16 protein-coding genes and 1 tRNA gene are annotated in these 18,380 nt (G+C 70.2%); 7 read left to right on the plus strand and 10 right to left on the minus strand.

Annotation, left to right across the window (positions count from 1 at the left end):
* The 5 genes from NNL39_RS02925 to NNL39_RS02945 all read left to right on the plus strand — a co-directional run bounded on the left by NNL39_RS02925 (window position 1) and on the right by NNL39_RS02945 (window position 6,036).
* On the plus strand, window positions 1-618 hold the full coding sequence (locus tag NNL39_RS02925) for a riboflavin synthase (protein ID WP_255160214.1): 618 nt from the start codon (window positions 1-3) through the stop codon (window positions 616-618).
* Entirely contained in the window at window positions 615-1,898 is a 1,284-nt protein-coding gene (gene ribB / locus NNL39_RS02930) for a 3,4-dihydroxy-2-butanone-4-phosphate synthase (RefSeq protein WP_255160215.1), read from the plus strand. Before NNL39_RS02925 ends, ribB begins: the two co-directional genes overlap by 4 nt.
* Window positions 1,895-2,365, plus strand: a complete 471-nt coding sequence (ribH, locus tag NNL39_RS02935) for a 6,7-dimethyl-8-ribityllumazine synthase (RefSeq protein WP_255160216.1) — start codon at window positions 1,895-1,897, stop codon at window positions 2,363-2,365. Before ribB ends, ribH begins: the two co-directional genes overlap by 4 nt.
* Before the next feature lie 247 nt (window positions 2,366-2,612).
* A complete protein-coding gene (locus tag NNL39_RS02940; RefSeq protein ID WP_255160217.1) occupies window positions 2,613-4,637 on the plus strand; it encodes a family 14 glycosylhydrolase in 2,025 nt (674 codons plus the stop codon).
* A 127-nt stretch (window positions 4,638-4,764) separates the two neighbouring features.
* The gene (locus tag NNL39_RS02945) at window positions 4,765-6,036 is read left to right on the plus strand and encodes an MFS transporter (protein WP_255160218.1); all 1,272 of its coding nucleotides are present in this window, start codon (window positions 4,765-4,767) and stop codon (window positions 6,034-6,036) included.
* Window positions 6,037-6,039: 3 nt separating this feature from the next.
* Here NNL39_RS02945 and NNL39_RS02950 read toward each other — a convergent pair whose 3' ends face one another.
* The 3 genes from NNL39_RS02950 to NNL39_RS02960 are packed head-to-tail and all read right to left on the minus strand — an operon-like array spanning window position 6,040 to window position 8,626.
* Entirely contained in the window at window positions 6,040-6,864 is an 825-nt protein-coding gene (locus tag NNL39_RS02950; RefSeq protein WP_255160873.1) for an ABC transporter permease, read from the minus strand.
* Window positions 6,865-6,875: 11 nt separating this feature from the next.
* The gene (locus NNL39_RS02955; RefSeq protein ID WP_255160219.1) at window positions 6,876-7,703 is read right to left on the minus strand and encodes an ABC transporter permease; all 828 of its coding nucleotides are present in this window, start codon (window positions 7,701-7,703) and stop codon (window positions 6,876-6,878) included.
* Window positions 7,700-8,626 (minus strand): ABC transporter ATP-binding protein, encoded by a 927-nt coding sequence (locus NNL39_RS02960; RefSeq protein WP_255160220.1) that lies wholly within the window; start codon window positions 8,624-8,626, stop codon window positions 7,700-7,702. The genes NNL39_RS02955 and NNL39_RS02960 overlap by 4 nt, the downstream gene beginning before the upstream one ends.
* 62 nt (window positions 8,627-8,688) lie before the next feature.
* Here NNL39_RS02960 and NNL39_RS02965 point away from each other — a divergent pair, with 62 nt between their 5' ends.
* Window positions 8,689-10,527, plus strand: a complete 1,839-nt coding sequence (locus NNL39_RS02965) for an ABC transporter ATP-binding protein (protein ID WP_255160221.1) — start codon at window positions 8,689-8,691, stop codon at window positions 10,525-10,527.
* On the opposite strand, the gene NNL39_RS02970 is transcribed toward NNL39_RS02965, so the two are convergent.
* The 7 genes from NNL39_RS02970 to NNL39_RS03000 all read right to left on the minus strand — a co-directional run bounded on the left by NNL39_RS02970 (window position 10,524) and on the right by NNL39_RS03000 (window position 16,963).
* A complete protein-coding gene (locus NNL39_RS02970; protein WP_255160222.1) occupies window positions 10,524-11,114 on the minus strand; it encodes an isochorismatase family protein in 591 nt (196 codons plus the stop codon). The genes NNL39_RS02965 and NNL39_RS02970 overlap by 4 nt on opposite strands.
* 17 nt (window positions 11,115-11,131) lie before the next feature.
* Window positions 11,132-12,706, minus strand: coding sequence for a D-alanyl-D-alanine carboxypeptidase/D-alanyl-D-alanine endopeptidase (gene dacB, locus NNL39_RS02975; RefSeq protein WP_255160223.1), 1,575 nt, complete (start codon window positions 12,704-12,706; stop codon window positions 11,132-11,134).
* Window positions 12,703-13,713 carry a Gfo/Idh/MocA family protein gene (locus NNL39_RS02980; RefSeq protein ID WP_255160224.1) on the minus strand — a complete coding sequence of 337 codons (1,011 nt, stop codon included), beginning with the start codon at window positions 13,711-13,713 and terminating at the stop codon, window positions 12,703-12,705. Before NNL39_RS02980 ends, dacB begins: the two co-directional genes overlap by 4 nt.
* Window positions 13,714-13,787: 74 nt before the next feature.
* Complete coding sequence (locus NNL39_RS02985; protein ID WP_255160225.1) at window positions 13,788-14,669, minus strand: CAP domain-containing protein; 882 nt, start codon at window positions 14,667-14,669, stop codon at window positions 13,788-13,790.
* Window positions 14,670-14,685: 16 nt separating this feature from the next.
* A complete protein-coding gene (locus NNL39_RS02990) occupies window positions 14,686-15,654 on the minus strand; it encodes a CAP domain-containing protein (RefSeq protein ID WP_255160226.1) in 969 nt (322 codons plus the stop codon).
* A gap of 270 nt (window positions 15,655-15,924) precedes the next feature.
* Window positions 15,925-15,997, minus strand: a tRNA-Thr gene (locus tag NNL39_RS02995).
* Between the two features lie 48 nt (window positions 15,998-16,045).
* On the minus strand, window positions 16,046-16,963 hold the full coding sequence (locus tag NNL39_RS03000; protein ID WP_255160227.1) for a DsbA family protein: 918 nt from the start codon (window positions 16,961-16,963) through the stop codon (window positions 16,046-16,048).
* A 240-nt stretch (window positions 16,964-17,203) separates the two neighbouring features.
* Between NNL39_RS03000 and NNL39_RS03005 the strand changes: the two genes are divergently transcribed.
* On the plus strand, window positions 17,204-18,301 hold the full coding sequence (locus NNL39_RS03005; RefSeq protein WP_255160228.1) for an ABC transporter ATP-binding protein: 1,098 nt from the start codon (window positions 17,204-17,206) through the stop codon (window positions 18,299-18,301).
* The last annotated feature ends 79 nt before the right edge of the window (window positions 18,302-18,380 follow it).

An 18,380-nucleotide genomic window follows, 5' to 3' on the forward strand; every position in this document is an offset into this window, starting at 1 on the left:
ATGTTCACCGGACTGATCGAAGAGCTCGGCGCGATCGTGCGCTGGGAGGCCGTCGGCGACGCCGGCCGCCTCACCGTGCGCGGGCCGCTCGTCGTGAGCGATGCCGCCCACGGCGACTCCATCTCGGTGAACGGCGTGTGCCTCACCGTCGTCGAGCAGGGTGACGACTGGTTCACCGCCGACGTCATGGGGCAGACCCTCGCGATGAGCACGATCGGCCGCTGGGCCGAGGGCGAGCCGGTCAACCTCGAGCGCGCCGCGGCGGTCGGCGACCGCCTCGGCGGGCACATCGTGCAGGGCCACATCGACGGCACGACGACCGTGCTCGAGGTGCGCCAGAACGACGCCTGGCGGGTGCTGCGGTTCTCGCTGGACGCCGCGCACGCTCCCCTCGTCGTCGACAAGGGCTCGATCGCGGTCGATGGCGTGAGCCTGACCGTGAGCGCGGCCGGCGACGACTGGTTCGAGGTCTCGCTCATCCCCGAGACGCTCGCCGTGACCACCCTCGGCCGCAAGGAGGTCGGCGACGCCGCCAACCTCGAGACCGACATCCTCGCTCGACACGTAGCACGGCTGGTGCGATTCGGCGCCACCGCTGACGGAAGGACCCTGTCATGAGCATCGGAACCATCCCCCAGGCCCTGGCCGCCCTGCGCGAGGGCAAGCCCGTGCTCGTCGCCGACGACGAGAGCCGCGAGAACGAGGGCGACGTCATCCTCTCGGCCGAGCTCGCGACGCCCGCGTGGATCGCGTGGACGATCCGCCACACGAGCGGGTTCCTCTGCGCGCCCATGACGAACGAGATCGCCGACGAGTTGCAGCTGCCGCTCATGGTGACCGACAACCAGGACCCGCGCCGAACGGCCTACACGATCACGGTGGACGCCGCCGACCGCATCACGACGGGCATCAGCGCGGGCGATCGCGCTCACACGCTGCGCACCCTCGCCGACCCGGCGTCGACGCCCTCGAGCCTCATCCGCCCGGGGCACATCCTGCCGCTGCGCGCGGTCGACGGGGGTGTGCGCGAGCGCGCCGGGCACACCGAGGCCGCGGTCGAGCTCATGCGACTCGCCGGGCTGCGTCCCGTCGCGGCAATCGGCGAAGTGGTGGCTGACGACGGCGACATGATGCGCCTGCCCGAGCTGATCCGCTTCGGCGAGAAGGAGGAGGTCGTGGTGATCACGATCGTCGACCTCATCGCCTACCTCGAGTCGGGCGAGGACTTCGCCGCCGCCTCCCCCGCCCGCACGGCCGAGCACGTCAGCAGCGTGACCTTCGAGGTGGCGACGACGGTGCCGACCACGCACGGGCCCTTCTCGATGCGCGCCTACCGCGACCGCAAGACGGGCGCCGACCACGTCGCCATCGTGAGCGGAATGCCCCACGACGACATGGTCGTGCGCGTCCACTCCGAGTGCTTGACAGGCGAGGCGTTCGGCTCGCTCAAGTGCGAGTGCGGCCCGCAGCTGGATGCCGCGCTCGACGTGATCCAGCGCCAGGGCGGCGCTGTGCTCTACATGCGCGGTCATGAGGGCCGGGGTATCGGTCTCATCAACAAGCTCAAGGCCTACCGCCTGCAGGAGGACGGCTACGACACCCTCGACGCCAACCTCGCGCTCGGTCTGCCGGCCGACGCGCGCGACTACGAGGCCGCGAGCGACATGCTGCGCGATCTCGGGGTGACGCGCGTGCGCCTGCTCAGCAACAACCCCGAGAAGCAGCGCCAGCTCACCCAGTACGGTGTCGAGGTGAGCGCGCTCGTGCCGCTCGTCGTCGGCGTCGGCGACGACAACGAGGGTTACCTCAGCGCGAAGCGCGACCGCATGGGCCACCGCCTGCCGGAGAGCATCACGAGCGCTCCGGTGTTCGCCACCATCGAAGGGAAGACCGCATGAGCGGCGCAGGATCCCCCCAGCTCGCCGTCGACGGCACCGGCCTCACGGTCGCGATCGTCGCGGGTCAGTGGCACACCGTGATCAGCGAGGGACTGAAGGCGGGCGCGCGGCGCGTGCTCGAGGCATCCGGCGCCACGGTCGTCGAGTACGCCGTGCCCGGCTCGTTCGAGCTGCCCGTGGTGAGCAAGGCCGCGCTCGAGGCGGGGGCGGATGCCGTGGTCGCGCTCGGCGTGATCATCCGGGGCGGCACGCCCCACTTCGAGTACGTGAGCGCCGCGGCCACCGACGGCCTCACGCGCGTCGCCCTCGACACGGGCAAGCCGGTCGGGTTCGGCGTGCTCACGCTCGAGAACGAGCAGCAGGGCATCGACCGCGCGGGACTGCCCGGCTCGATCGAAGACAAGGGAGCCGAGGCGGCCGAGGCCGCGCTCGCGACCGCGCGCGTGCTGCAGGCCATTCGCCGCTGACGCCCGGCGCAGGTTCGCGCCGTGCCGCGCCCGTGTGGAACCTGTGGAACTCTCATCGGGAACGATGAGGAACGACCGCTGACACCCCTGGAACCCTCGTGGAACGAGGGCTTCATGGGGTGGAACGCCCCGTCTATCCTGTGAGATTTGTGGAACCGGTTGCACATCATTGGCGCCGGGGTGATACTCCCCCACAGGGAGGTCGTCAGCGACGACGGTGTCGCTCCTCCCGTCAGGGGAGCACCACATGCGCACTCGAACGCGGTACACAGCCTCGGGCGTCATCGCCCTCGCGCTGTCCATCATCGCCACCCTCATCGTCGGGCCGACCTCGGCCACGGCGGCGACCGCCACCAACAATCCCGACTTCAGCGCCAACGTCATGGCACCGCTCGAGGTCTCGAATTGGACGCAGTTCAGCAACCAGCTCGCGACCGTCGAGGCCTACGGCGTCGACGCGGTGACGGTCGACGTCTGGTGGGGCAAGGTCGAGGCCGCCGGCGACAACCAGTTCAACTGGAGCTACTACGACCAGATCTTCCAGGTCATCACGAGCCGCGGGCTCGACATCGTGCCGATCTTCTCGTTCCACCAGTGCGGTGGCAACGTGGGTGACACCTGCAACATCCCGCTGCCCTCGTGGCTGTGGAGCAAGTACCAGGGTGCGACGCTCAACGGGGTGACGCTCGACATCAACGGGCTGAAGCACCGCAGCGAGCAGGGCAACTTCTCGAACGAGACCGTGCAGGGCTGGGCCACGCAGCTCGTGCAGAACGAGTACCAGGCGTTCACGCAGGCCTTCGTCGCCCGCTACGGCACGACCTACGCCACGCGCATGCAAGAGATCAACGTCTCCCTCGGCCCGGCCGGCGAGCTGCGCTACCCCTCGTACAACAGCCACGACTCCGGCACGGGCTACCCCACGCGCGGCGCGCTGCAGGCCTACTCGCCGCTCGCCATCAAGAGCTTCCAGCAGTGGGCGCTCGCGAAGTACGGCACGATCGCGGGCATCAACGCGGCCTGGGGCTCGACCGTGACGACCATCACGCAGGTGCAGCCCCCGAGCAATGCGGGCTTCTTCTTCTCCTCGGGCGACTACCGCACCACGCAGTACGGCAAGGACCTGATCGACTGGTACAACAAGAGCCTCGTCGATCATGGCGAGCGGATGCTCGACACCGTGCTCGCCGCCCTCGGCTCGTCCTTCCCGGGCGCCGAGATCGGCTACAAGATCCCCGGTGTGCACTGGTCGATGACGGGGCCGACGCCGCGGGCTGCGGAGGTCACGGCCGGGCTCATCCAGACGAGCGTCGACATGTACGCCGTGAACACCGGTCGCGGCTACGCCAACATCGTCGGGCTCGCGAACCGCGTGGCCGACTCGGGCCGCGGCGTCATCCTGCACTTCACCTGCCTCGAGTTCAACGATGAGAACTTCGCGCCGCAGTACTCGCAGGCCAGGACCCTCGTGGGCTGGGTCGGCGCCGAGGCGGGCCGGCAGAACGTGAAGATCAAGGGCGAGAACGCCCTTGCGGGCGGCATCACCTCGAACGGCGGATGGGACAACGTCAACCAGGCGTTCGACAACTTCCCCTACCTCGGCATGACGGTGCTGCGGGTCGGCGAGGTCGCCTCGGGCACCGGGGCCACGCGCTACGCGCAGTTCATCCAGAAGTACCGGCCGGCCGGCTCGGCGTGGAACTCGCTGTACGTTCGCGGCACGAACAACGGCTGGGGTCTCGGCACGCCCATGGTGAAGTCGGGCAATGTCTGGACGGCGACGAACGTCTCGTTCGGCGCCGCCGCCAGCCAGCGGTTCAAGTTCGACGTCCGCGGCGACTGGAGCCTCAACTACGGCGGAACCGGGCTCACCGGCACGGCCGTGCAGAGCGGCGGCGACATCGCGGTGGCATCGAACACGACCTACACGATCACCTTCAACGAGGTGACCAAGGTCTACGCGGCGACGCCGAGCGGCCAGCCTCCGCAGGGCTCCGCGGTCACGGTGCACTTCGCCGAGTGGCAGTCGGCCTCGAGCTACTCGATCCACACCTGGAACGGGCTCAGCGGCACCTTCCCGATGGCGTACGAGGGATTCATCAACGGCCGCCACTGGTGGAAGGTGACGCTCTCGAACGCGCCGAGCTCGTTCGGCTTCACGTTCACGAACAGCAACGGCAACTGGGATTCGCCCGACCGGGCCTACACGAGTCAGGCCAGCACGGTCTACGTGCTGCCGGGCAGCGCGACGGTCTTCACCACCCGGCCGTGAGCGCCGCGGTGGGGGTGCGCGCGCCGCACCCCCACCGCGACCCACCGCGGGATGGCCCCGAAGAGGGGCCATCGACCGCCGAGAAAAGTGAGGCGCCATCGCCGTGCCGCAGGCTAGCCTGACGCCTGTGAGCACGCTGCCCCCGCCTCCTGCCTTCACGCCCTTCGCCGAGCCGACGCGTCGGGTGAGCGCCCGCTGGATCGCCCTGTTCGCCACCGCGTGGCTCGGCATCTGGATGGCCCAGCTGACCCCCGTGCAGCTGCTGCTGCCGCAAGAGATCGATGCGCTCGCGAGCGGAGACGACTGGACGCAGAGCGTCGTCGCCTTCGGCATCATCTCCGCCATCGCCGGGGCCTGCGCCCTCATCGTCTTCCCGCTCACGGGAGCCCTGAGCGACCGCACCACCTCGCGATTCGGCCGTCGCAAACCGTGGATCCTCGCGGGAACCCTCGTCTTCGCCGGGTCGCTCGTCGCGCTCGGGCTGCAGACCTCGCTCGTCGGCATCGGCGTCGCCTGGGCACTCGCCATCAGCGGCTTCTGCATGGCCTCCGCGGGCATCACGGCCACGATCGCCGACCAGGTGCCCGTCGAGCAGCGCGGCTTCGTGTCGGCCTGGGTCTCGGCACCGCAGGCGATCGGCACGGTGCTGGGCATCGTGCTCGTGCTCATCCTGGGTCTCGGCCTGCTCGGGGGGTACGTGCTCGTCGCCGGGCTGCTCGTCGTGCTCGTGCTGCCGTTCCTGCTGGGGGTGCGCGATGAGGCGCTGCCGCGCATCCTGCGACCGAAATTCCGCCCCGGGATGCTCGTCACGGGTCTCTGGATCAGCCCGCGCAAGCACCCCGACTTCGCGTGGACGCTCGTCAGCCGCGTGCTCGTCAACATCGGCAACGCCCTCGGCACGACCCTGCTGCTGTACTTCATCCTCTACGGGCTCGGCCGAACCGAGACGGCGGAGGACGACCTGCTGCTGCTCACCGCGGTCTACCTCGTGTTCTTCACGGCGGCCGCGCTCGGATTCGGGCGGCTGAGCGACCGCTTCGGGCAGCGCAAGCCCTTCGTCTACGTCGCCGCCTACCTGCAGGCGATCGCGGCCCTGCTGCTCGCCATCGCTCCCGACTACACGATCGCCATGGTGGCCGCGGCGTTCCTCGGCATCGGCTACGGCAGCTTCATGGCGGTCGATCAGGCCCTCGCCACGCAGGTGCTGCCCGACCGCCACACCCGGGGAAAGGACCTCGGCATCATGAATGTCGCGCTCGCCGTGCCGCAGGCTGTCGCGCCCCTGCTCGGCGCGCTGCTCGTGGCGGCGGCCGGCGGCTTCACCGCGCTCTTCATCGCCTCGGCGGTCGCCGCGACGCTCGGCGGGCTCGCGGTGCTGCCCGTGCGCTCGGTGCGCTGACCGCTACTTAAGGAACAGAGCGCGTAGCCGGCTCGTCGTGAAGACGACGCCGATCGCGATCATGACGAGGTAGTAGCCGACGTGCACGAGCATCATCGGTGACAGCGCCCCCGTCGTGAGCCCGCGCACGAGCTCGACGCCGTGCCACAGCGGCAGCGCCTGGATGATCCACTGGATCGCCTCGGGGTAGACCGTGATGGGGTAGAACGTCGCCGAGAAGAGGAACATCGGCAGCATGATGAAGGTCACCCACTCGATCTGCTGGAAGGTCTTCATGTAGCTCGTGATCGCCATGCCGAGGCTCGCGAAGCCGAAGGCGATGAGCAGCACGGCCGGCAGCGCGAGCAGCGCCGTCCAGGCCAGGTTGAGCCCGAAGGCCTGCATGATCACCATGAAGCCGAGGGCGTACATCGCCCCGCGCAGCAGCGCCAGGAAGATCTCGCCCAGGGCCACGTCGAGCGGGCCGAGCGAGGTCGTGAGCATCCCCTGATACAGCTTCGAGTAGTTGAGCTTGAAGAACACGTTCCACGTCGAGTCGTAGACGGCGCCGTTCATGGCCGAGACGGCGAGCAGCGCCGGGGCGATGAAGGCCGCGTACGGAACCTCCTGCCCCGTCGAGGTCTGCACGGTGCCGACGAGCGCACCGAAGCCGATGCCGAGCGAGAGCAGGTAGAACACCGGCTCGAAGAACCCGCTGAGCACGACGAGGTAGTTCGTGCTGCGGGTCGCCAAGAGGCCGCGATGGATGACCGCGCCGGTGTTGCCCGCGTACAGCGCACTGCGGCGCGGCTGCAGGGCTGGGGCGGCCGTCGTGGCGGGAGCCGGCAGATTCGCGGCGCTCACTTGTTCAACCTCCGCACGAAGTGCTTGCGCGTCGCCCACAGGCCGACGATGAGCAGCGTCGTCAGGTAGCCGACATGAGTCACCGTGAGCCAGAGGGGCTCGTCGGCGCCGTACGTGAGCACGCGGCCGAGCTCGGTGCCGTGCCACAGCGGCGAGGCCCAGCCGATCGGCTGAAGCCAGACCGGCAGCTGCTCGAGCGGGAAGAAAGTGCCCGAGAACAGGAACAGCGGCGTGATGCCGAAGCGCTGCAGCATCGCCATCTGCCCGCGGTCCTCCTCGATCGTCGAGGTGTAGGTCGAGAGCACGACGCCGATCGCCATTCCCGTGAGGGTGGCGGCGACGATCGCGAGCCACCCGAGGCCCGAGGGCACGGCACCGAACAGCACGATGATGCCGAAGTAGATCGCCACGGTCACGACGATGCGCAGCGCGATGTGGATCATCATGCCGTTGACGATCTGGCCGCCCGTGATGGGCGAGGCGTTCATGCCGAAGAAGATCGGGTTCCACTTGAACCCCATCATGATCGGGTAGCTCGTCTCGTTCGCCGCGACCGTCATCGCCGCCGTCGCCATGAGCGCGGGCGCGACGAACTGCAGGTAGGTGACGTCGCCGATGCCCTGCGGCACGAGGCTCGCGAGCCCCACGCCGAGGGCGAAGAGGTAGATGAGCGGGTTGCCGAAGCTCTGGAAGATCGCGTCGCCGGCGTAGCCCTTCATCGCGCGGATGCGGTGCTCGGCGATGTACCACGAGCCCCAGCGGCGCGGGGCGGCGCCGGCGGCGAGCGCGCGCTGAGCATCCTGCCGTGTCGTCTGAACCGTCATTCGATGAGGCTCCGCCCGGTCAGGCGCAGGAAGACGTCCTCTAGGCTCGAGCGGCGAACGAGCGAGGTGATCGGCTCGAGCCCCATGTGCGTGATCGCCTCGAGCGCCGCCTCGCCGTTCTCGCTGTAGACGAGGATGCGGTCGGGCAGCACCTCGAGGCGCTCGCCGACCCCGGCCATGCGCTCCGCCGCCTCAGCGTTCTTGTCGCTGCCGAATCGCACCTCGAGCACCTCGCGGCTCGAGTACTCGCGAATGAGCGCGGCAGGCGAGCCCTCGGCCATGATGCGCCCCTTGTCGACCACGACGAGGCGGTCGCAGAGCTGCTCGGCCTCGTCCATGTAGTGCGTCGTGAGCACGAGCGTCGTGCCCTGCTCCTTGAGCCGGAAGAGGCGGTCCCACAGGATGTGCCGCGCCTGCGGGTCGAGGCCCGTCGTCGGCTCGTCGAGCAGCAGGATGCGCGGCTCGTTGATGAGCGCGCGCGCGATCGTCAGGCGGCGCTTCATGCCGCCGGAGAGGTCGTCGACCTTGGCCTTCTTGCGGTCGGTCAGCTGGGCGAACTCGAGCAAGGCATCCGCCCGCTCGGCCACGACCGCGCGCGGCAGGCCGAAGTAGCGCCCGTAGACGAGCAGGTTGTCGCGCACGCGCAGCTCTTGGTCGAGGTTGTCCTGCTGGGGAACGACACCCAGCTGCGAGCGGATGTCGGGGCCGTGGTCGTTCGGGTCGAGGCCCAGGATGCTCAGGGCCCCGCTCGTGCGCGTCGACACCGCCCCGACCATGCGCATGGTCGTCGACTTGCCCGCGCCGTTGGGGCCGAGCAGGCCGAAGCTCTCACCCGGAGCCACCTCGAAGTCGATGCCGTCGACGGCCGTGAAGTCGCCGTAGGTCTTGGTGAGGGCAGATGCGGTGATGACGGGCTGGGGCACGAGAGAAGAGCCTAGCCCCGCTGCACGGTCGGCACCGAGGATGGGTCGGCCAGGATGGAACCATGAGCAGCCCCTCCGCGCGCCCCGCCCGCCGCTTCGGCCGACCCGTCGACGATGGACCGCGCGCGACCTTCCGCCAGCTGCTGCCCTATCTGCTCGAGCACCGCCGGGTGCTCGGCTGGGTCATCGTCATCAGCGTGCTCGGCGCCGGAGCGTCGCTCGCGCAACCGCTGCTCGTGAGCCAGGTCATCACGGTCGTCGAAGACGATGGCGACCTCGGCCCGCTCGTCGCCCTGCTCGTCGCGCTCGTCGTCGTCGGCGCCCTGCTGAGCGGTTTCGGGCACTACCTGCTGCAGCGCACGGGCGAGGGAGTCGTGCTGTCGAGCCGGCGCGCGCTCGTGCGCCGCATGCTGCACCTGCCGATCAGCGAGTTCGACCAGCGCCGCACGGGCGACCTGGTGAGCCGCGTCGGCAGCGACACGACCCTGCTGCGGGCTGTGCTCACGCAGGGCCTGGTCGAAGCCATCGGCGGCAGCCTCACGTTCGTCGGTGCGCTCATCGCCATGATCATCATCGACCCGGTGCTGCTCGGCCTGACCGTGCTCGTCATCGCGGTGTCGGTCGTCACGGTCGTGTTGCTCTCGCAGCGCATCCGCATCGCCAGTCGCAAGGCGCAGGAGAAGGTCGGCGACCTCGCCGCCGCCGTCGAGCGCTCGATCTCGTCGGTGCGCACGGTGCGCGCGGCGAACGCGACCGAGCGCGAGTTCGCCGTCGTCGAGCAGAACGCGGTCGGGGCCTGGGAGCAGGGCATCAAAGTCGCGAAGATCTCGGCGCTCGTCGTGCCCATCTCGTCGATCGCGCTGCAGGTGTCGTTCCTCGTCGTGCTCGGCGTCGGCGGCTTCCGCGTGGCCTCGGGCGTCATCGGGGTCGCCGACCTCGTCGCGTTCATCCTCTTCCTGTTCCTGCTCATCGGGCCGCTCGGGCAGGCCTTCGGCGCGATCACGAGCGTCAACGCGGCGCTCGGGGCGCTCGGCCGCATCCAGGAGATCATCGGCCTGCCGAGCGAGAGCGAGGGCGACGCCGACGTCGTGCCCGCCGCGTCCACCGCCTCGCGCGCGGCGGTCGAGTTCGACGATGTGCACTTCCGGTACCCGGAGGCGGCGCACCGCACCGAGGAGGAGAAGGTCATCGCGGAGGTCGTGGGCGAGCATCCCCGCGACAAGACGGTTCTTGCGGGGGTGAGCTTCAGCGTCCCGGTCGGCTCGCGCACCGCCCTCGTCGGGCCGAGCGGCGCCGGCAAGAGCACGGTGCTCTCGCTCATCGAGCGGTTCTACGACCCGACCGCGGGCGTCATCCGCATGGGCGGCGACGACATCCGCGGCCTCGAGCGCACCGAGCTGCGCAGTCGCATCGGCTACGTCGAGCAGGACGCCCCGGTGCTCGCGGGAACCCTGCGCGACAACCTGCTGCTCGGCACCCCGGGTGCGACCGACGAGCAGTGCGTCGCGGTGCTGCGGTCGGTCAACCTCGACGAGGTGCTCGATCGCGACGAGCGCGGGCTGGATGCGCAGGTCGGCGAGGACGGCGTCATGCTGTCGGGCGGCGAGCGCCAGCGCCTCGCGATCGCCCGCGCGCTGCTCGCGGCCCCGCCGATCCTGCTGCTCGATGAGTCGACGTCATCGCTCGACGGCGTCAACGAGCAGCGCATGCGCGAGGCCATCGACGCGGTCGCCGAGGACCGCACGCTCATCGTCATCGCCCACCGGCTCTCGACGGTCGTCGATAGCGACCAGATCGTCGTGCTCGACCACGGTCGCGTCGTCGGGGTCGGCACGCACAGCGAGCTCGTCGTCTCGACGCCGCTCTACCGCGAGCTCGCGAAGCACCAGCTGCTGGTCTAGCGCCCGCCTTCGGCCGGTTCGACCGTCGCACCCGCGGCGGCGAGCTCGGTGAGCGCGGCCGCGCTCGTGGTGGGGGCGACACCCGCGATGAGGTCGGTGAGCACGCGCACCCGGCGGCCGGCGGCGAGCGCATCGAGTGCCGAGGCGCGCACGCAGTAGTCGGTCGCGATGCCGACGACGTCGACATCGGTGATGCCGAGCTCGTCGAGCGCGGTCACGAGCTGCCGGCCGTCGTCGGTCGTGCCCTCGAAGATCGAGTAGGCGGGCACGCCCTGCCCCTTGCGCACGTGAATGTCGATGAGCCCGGTATCGATCGAGGGGTGGTACTCGGCGCCCTCGGTGCCCGCCATGCAGTGCTTCGGCCAGGTGCCGACGAAGTCGGGCTCGCCCTCGAGGGCGAAGTGTCCCCCGTTGTCGTTGTCGGGGTCGTGCCAGTCGCGCGAGGCGATGACGACGTCGTAGGCCTCGGGATGCGCGCGCAGGTGGTCGGTGATCGCAGCCGCGACCGCCGCTCCTCCCTCCACGCCCAGCGCTCCGCCCTCGGTGAAGTCGTTCTGCACATCGATGATCACGAGCGCGCGGGACATATCGCCTCCGGGACGGGTCAGTTGTTCGAGAGGTTGTTGCCGCAGCGGAAGGCGCCGGCGGTCAGCGCGTCGAGCGCGGGCCGCGCCCCGTCGGTGATGCCGTCGCGGATCGCGTAGAAGGCGAAGGTCAGCACGGTGCCGTCAGCGGCCCGGATGATGCCCGAGAGCGTGTGGGCCGACCGCAGGAACCCGGTCTTGGCCGTCACCTGCCCGCGCGCGACGGCACTCGACCCCGTGAACCGACCGGCCAGCGTGCCGCTCTGCCCCGCCACCGGCAGGGCGTCGGTGATGATCGAGAGGTTCTGCTCGCCCTTCTGGATGACCGCGAAGAGCTGCGCCATGAATCGGGGCGGCACGCCGTTGTCGGTGGCGAGCCCCGAGCCGTCCTTGATGACGAGACCCGAGGTGTCGAGGCCGTAGCTGTTGAGGGCGCCCGTGATGGCCTGGGTGAGCGAGGCGCCCGAGCCGTCGAGGCCGAGCGACTTCGAGGTGATGCGCGCGAGCATCTCGCCGAGCATGTTGTCGCTGTTCGGCAGCATCTGGCCGATGAGCCGGCTCACCGGCTGCGACTGCACCTGGCCGAGCACGTTGCCGCCGACGGCCGAGCCCCGGCTCACACTCGGCACGCCGGCGGGGTTGCCCGCGGCCGCGAGGGCTTGAGCGAAGGCGGCGCCGGCACGGGCGATCGGGTCGTCCGAGCGCGGGCTGGTCTGGGCCCGGGGGTCGGCGCGATCGCCATCGACCATGAGCGCGGTCGCGGGGGCCTGGAAGCCCGCCGGGATGCGGTCGCGGTTCCAGGTCGGGTGCCACGCGTCGGCCGGGTTCCAGTAGGTGGCGTCGAGCACGAGCTGGGTGATGCCGGGCGAGTCGGGGTTGGCGGCCACGTGGGCGGCGACGACCTGAGCAGCGAGATCGGAGAGCTTCGGAGCCCCGCGGTAGATGCTCTCCTGGCCCGCGGGAAGGCGGCTGAGCGTGGCATCGCCGGCTCCGACGAGCACGACCGTGCCGGGCGTCGAGCCAGCGACCACCTTCGTGGTGATGCGGAAGTCGGGACCGAGCGCCGAGAGCGCGGCGGCGGCCGTGGCCACCTTGAGCACGCTCGCGGTGCGCACGGCGGCGTCGCCACGGCGGTCGAAGAGCACTTCGCCCGTGCCGGCGTTGATCACGGTGCCGTAGATCGTCGCGAGCTCGGGGCTGCGCGCGAGGCTCAGGATGCTGCACGTGCGCACGAGGCTGGGTTGGGCGATCGTCGCGGGCAGGGTGCGCGGATCGGGCTCGGCGGTCGGCGTCTCGCTGACCACGGGGGCGGGCGAGGCGTCGGCCGAGCCGACGGCGATGCCCGCCAGGAGGGCGCCGCTCGCGAGCAGCACGAAGGCGGCGGAGAGCGAGGTCGCGAGCACAGCGCGCGGATGACGGCGAACGAACCCGCCGATACCGCCGGCCGAGGCGGCCTCGTCACCCGCGGCGACGGAGCCGTCGGCAACGGTACCGTCAGCGACGGGGGCCGCGGGCGCCGCGCCGCGCCGGGCTCGAGCGCCCGAGGTCGACTCGCGCGCCGCGCGACGGCTAGGGGGCTGCTGCGAGTCGCTCACGCGCCCATGATACCGAGGGAATCCGAGGCGTCCTCGCCCGGATATGCCAGCCCGATGATCGCCCGTACCTGATCGAGCACGCCCATGATCGCGATCGATTCCTCGATCGGCAGCGTCGTCGGCGCGTGCCCGGCGACGCGGCGTTCGAGCTCGAGCGCCTGGAAGTGCATGCCGCGGGTCGCGACGGGCTGCTCGAACCGCTCGACGACCTGCCAGTCGCGGTCGTACCGGGTGAGCGCGGTGGGCGTGTACCAGACCCGGTCGAGCTCGATCGCCCCTGCCGTGCCGAGCACGACGGCGCGGTTCGAGCCGGCCGTGTCGAGGGCGCACTGCAGCACGGCCTGCCGCCCGTCGTCGTAGCCGAGGATCATCGCCGTCTGCCGGTCGACTCCGGTGGGCGTCATCGCGGCGTGCGCGAGGATGCTCGTCGGCAGCCCGAGCACGTCGACCGCGAACGACACGGGGTAGATGCCGAGGTCGAGCAGGGCTCCCCCGCCGAGCGCCGGGTTCTGCAGTCGATGCCCCGGATCGGTCGGCAGCGCCTGCGTGTGGTCGGCGATGACGGTGCGCACTTCCCCGATAGCGCCCGCGGCGAGCAGGGCGCGCAGGTGCACCATGTGGGGCAGGAAGCGCGTCCACATCGCCTCCATCGCCACGACGCCGTGCTCGGCGGCCCGATCGGCGATGCGCTGCGCATCCGTCCGGTTGAGGGTGAGGGGCTTCTCGATGAGCACGTGCCTGCCCGCATCGATCGCGAGCAGAGCGTTGTCGACGTGGTGCGGGTGCGGCGTGGCCACGTAGACGACGTCGATGTCGGGGTCGGCTACGAGCTGCTCGTACGATCCGTGCGCGCGCGGGATGCCGAACTCGGTCGCGAAGGCCTGGGCCGCGCCGGTCGCGCGCGACCCGACCGCTCCGATCGTGATGCCCGCATCGACGAGGTCCTGAGCGAAGGTGCGGGCGATGTGCCCGGTGGCCAGGATTCCCCAGCGGAGTGCGGTCGTCACGGTCGGCTCCTCTCGTGCGCCGCCGTGGCGCCCGGTGCAGCGAGCCTAATCGAGTGGCGCTGCTCGAGCAGCGGTCAGCAGCTCGTCCAGCGCGCGGCCGCGCGGGTGAACGAGTACGGCTCGTTGGGCACGCCGCCGTGCGTCATCGCGAACAGGACGCAGACGCCGCTCGTGCTGCCCGTGTAGGTCGGCTTGTAGAGCGAGCTGCGGTGGCCGCTCGAGTCCCACCACTTCTGCGCGACCGTGGTGCCGGAGTTGTCGGTGCCGCCGGCGAGGTTGCCGTCGCAGCCGACGCTCGGAACGCCGTCGCTGCGCTTCGAGCCGATGTGGCCCCACGCGCTCATCGGGTCGGTGCTCGGGTCCTCCGCCATCCAGAACAGGCGGTCCTCCATGCAGCTGTCGTACCGGATGTTCGAGAAGGGCACGGGAGGCAGGCAGTTCGCGACGCGGATGGCGTTGTACTTCTCGGCGAACGACTGCAGGTCGGCCGAGGTGGTGCCGGCGACGCCGAGCGGCGAGGTGCGGCTGGGAGCACCCGGCGTGGTGCCGGAGATCGCGGCGGGGCACGAACCCGCGGTCGGGGTCGGCGTCGGGGTCGGCGACTCCTCGGCGATAGGAAGGTAGATGGGCACGGGCGAGGCCGTGACGGTCGAGGTGCCGGTCGAAGTGCCGGAGCCGGAACTGCTCGAGCCGGTCGCGGTGGGCTTCGGCGATGACGCGGTCGCGGTGGGTGAGGGCGCGGCGGATGCCGCGACGAAGTCGCCCTGGTCAGGAACCGGCGTGGGCGTGACCGTGAGATCCCGTTCGCCTGCGTCGGTGCTCGCGATGACGACCGAGTCGGCCCGCTGCGCGGCCGGCGTCGTGCCGGCGCCGCTCACGACCGGAACGGCGAGGCCCACGACGACCGTGAGCGCGACGATGGTGGTGATCGAGCGGTAGTCGAGTGACTTCAGCATGATGATCCGCCCCCCGTCAGCAGCTCGTCCAGCGCGCGGCCGCGCGGGTGAACGAGTACGGCTCGTTGGGAACGCCGCCGTGCGTCATGGCGAACAGGATGCAGACGCCGCCCGTGCTGCCCGTGTAGGTCGGCTTGTAGAGCGAGGCGCGGTGGCCGCTCGAGTCCCACCACTTCTGCGCGACCGTCGCCCCGGTGTTGCCCGAACCACCCGCGAGGTTGCCATCGCAGCCGACGCTCGGAACGCCGTCGCTGCGCTTCGAGCCGATGTGGCCCCACGCGCTCATCGGGTCGGTGCTCGGGTCCTCCGCCATCCAGAACAGGCGTTGCTCCATGCAGCTGTCATAGCGGATGTTCGAGAACGGCACGGGAGGCAGGCAGTTCGCCACGCGGATGGCGTTGAACTTCTCGGCGAACGACTGCAGGTCGCCGGAGGTCGTACCGGCGACGCCGCCAGCGGAGGTCTTGCCGGGGGCCCCGGGAGTGGAGCCGCCGATCGCGGCGGGGCACTTCGGCGCCTCGGGTTGCGGGGCGGGCGCGGGAGCGCTCGGTTCGGGCGCGCTAGGAGCCGGGCTCGACGTGCCGCCGGACGAGCCGCCCGAGGATCCTCCGGAGGAGCCGCCCGACGTGCCGCCGGACGACCCGCCCGACGAGCCGCCCGACGTGCTGGCCGACGCGGACTCGGAGGAGCCGCCCTGCTCGACCGGGGCGGGTGCGACCGGCGCCTGCGCCGTGTGCTCGGAGTCCGTGGCGTCGCGCTCGGCGTCGGCCTGCTCGTCGGCCGTCCGGCGCTCGACGTACTCGATGATCGCGACCGTCGAATCGTCGTCGATGCCGCGGGCGTCGGCGGCGGTGATCACGGGAGCGCTGCTGCTCGGGGCCGTGGCGAAGATGCCGGCCAGGCCCGGGCTTGCGGTGCCGAGAACGGGCACGGCGAGGAGCATGACCGCGGTCAGTGCAGACCCCGCGAACACGGAACGCATCATGAGCCGCTCCCCCCGGACAGTTGGCTTGACAGCCCCCCGGCTGTCGTGATTTCACGGTATGCCCGCTCGGCCGAACGACCAAGTGCGCATAGTCGAAAAACGAACGAATGCCCCGCGAACTGGGGGGCGTGTCGTGCCGTTTTCGCCCCCGGTCGGGGGTATTGACGATTCGGTCAGACCGCGCAGGAGGTTTGCCCGCGATCGCTGGGAGAACGCTGACCTCGAGGTCGACACGGGCCGAGCGCCCGGTGGGGGAGGAATGCGACAGAGAGCCGACTGCGGGACTTGAACCCGCAACCGCCCGATTACAAGTCGGGTGCGCTACCAATTGCGCCAAGTCGGCGATGGCCGATGCCGGCCGGGGCTAGAGCCCTCGCCCAGACTACCGCCGCTACGGCGTCGGCGTCGGAGTGGGGCTCGGGGTCGGGGTCGTCGAGAACTCGTCACCAGCGGCCTGCAACACGAACTGCGCGAACTCGCCCTGGTCGAACGGGTACCGGTACTCGAACTGCTGGCCGTTCACGAAGATCGTGGGGGTGCCCTCGATGCCGTCAACCTCGACGCCGCGAATGGCGAGGGGGCCGGTCCGCGTCCGCTCCGTCGCGGCCTTGACCCACGATTCGAAGCCGCGGTCGGCGATGCATGGCTCGACGAGGCTCATGGTCGCACCCGCTTGCTCGGCGAGCTCGATGATCCGCGCGTCGTCGAGACCCGGGGTGCCCTCTTCGGGCTGCTCGTCGAACAGTGCCGCGTTGAACGCGAAGAACGAGTCGGGTGAGGAGTTGGCGACGCACGCCGCCGCGTTGGCCGCGCGCAGCGAGTACTCGGTGCCGGCCGACCTGCTGGTCAGGATGGCGATGGGGCGGTACTCGACGGTGGCCGCTCCCGATTCGATGAGCGTCTCGATGAACTCGCCGTTCGTCTCCTCGAACTCGCCGCAGATGGGGCAGAGGTAGTCGAGCACGATCTGGATGTCGACCACCCCGTCGGCGTTGGCCTCGGAGACGATGGGCCGGTCGCCGGCGGGCAGCGCGGGCGTGGGCACCGCGACGAATCCTTCGGCGATACGGATGCCGTCGCTCGCCATGTTGCGAGGCCCGGGGCCCGCAGGACGCACCGAGTTGACGAGCACGAGCGCGATGATCGCAACGATGGCGACAGCGGCAAGGGCGACGCCGCCCTGAAGCAGGAGGCGGTTGCGCTTCTCCTTCTTGAGGTGCTCTGCACGCAGCTGTCGGGCCTTCTCGCGCGCCTCGGCGCGGCGCTCGTTCTTGGACGGTCGCGCGCTCGCGGGTCGCTGGTCGCTCATGGAACCTCATTCGTCGGGAGGACTGGGCTCCCCCGGGACACGGTGAAGGGCGCACTCGGCGCCCTCGGGGCATTCTACGTCGCACGCCCGGGAGGGTGCCACGCAGAGCACCGGAATGGGCGGGAAGCCCCGCGAGTGGCATACTGACCCTGGTGGTCGACGACGCCCACCGCGCCTTTTGGCACATCCATTCACAACGGATCGTCCGGCACGTACCTGCCGGTGAAGGAGAAGATCAGTATGGCTACTGTGACCTTTGACAAGGCCACCCGCCTCTACCCGGGTTCGACTGTTCCCGCGGTCGACGCGCTCGACCTGCACATCGCCGATGGCGAGTTCCTCGTGCTCGTGGGCCCCTCGGGCTGCGGCAAGTCCACCTCGCTGCGCATGCTGGCGGGTCTCGAAGAGGTGAACGACGGCAACATCTTCATCGGTGAGCGCAACGTCACCGACGTGCCGCCGAAAGACCGCGACATCGCGATGGTGTTCCAGAACTACGCGCTGTACCCGCACATGACCGTCGCCGAGAACATGGGCTTCGCGCTCAAGATCGCCGGCATCAACAAGGACGAGCGCGCGACCCGCGTGCTCGAGGCCGCGAAGCTGCTCGACCTCGAGCCCTACCTCGACCGCAAGCCGAAGGCGCTCTCGGGCGGCCAGCGCCAGCGCGTCGCCATGGGTCGCGCGATCGTGCGCCAGCCGCAGGTGTTCCTCATGGACGAGCCGCTGTCGAACCTGGATGCGAAGCTGCGCGTGCAGACGCGCACCCAGATCGCCTCGCTGCAGCGTCGCCTCGGCGTCACGACGGTCTACGTCACCCACGACCAGACCGAGGCCCTCACGATGGGCGACCGCATCGCGGTGCTCAAGGACGGCATCCTGCAGCAGGTCGGCACCCCGCGCGACCTGTACGAGACCCCGAACAACGTCTTCGTGGCCGGCTTCATCGGCTCGCCCGCGATGAACCTGTTCCCGGCTGAGGTCGCCGACGGCGGCGTCAAGTTCGGCACGGCGATCGCACCGGTCGAGCGCGACGTGCTCTCGTCGACGAGCGAGAAGATCGTCACGGTCGGCGTGCGTCCCGAAGACATGATCGTCAGCACGAGCGGCGAAGGACTGCCGGTCGAGGTCGAGATCGTCGAAGAGCTCGGCGCCGACGGCTACCTCTACGGCAAGACCGAGGTGCAGGGTCAGCGCGTCGACATCGTCGCTCGCGTCGACGGCCGCGTGCACCCGCACAGCGGCGACACGGTCTACATCACGCCCGAGCCGAAGCACGTGCACGTCTTCGACACCGCGTCGGGCCTGCGCCTGAACAAGGAGCCCGTCTCGAGCTGAGACGCTTCGTGATCCACCGGCGAGGGCGGGCGTGCTGAACCAGCACTCCCGCCCTCGCCGCATTCCGCCGCTCCCCCTC

The sequence above is a fragment of the Microcella humidisoli genome, from assembly GCF_024362325.1.
Classification (GTDB): Bacteria; Actinomycetota; Actinomycetes; order Actinomycetales; family Microbacteriaceae; genus Microcella; species Microcella humidisoli.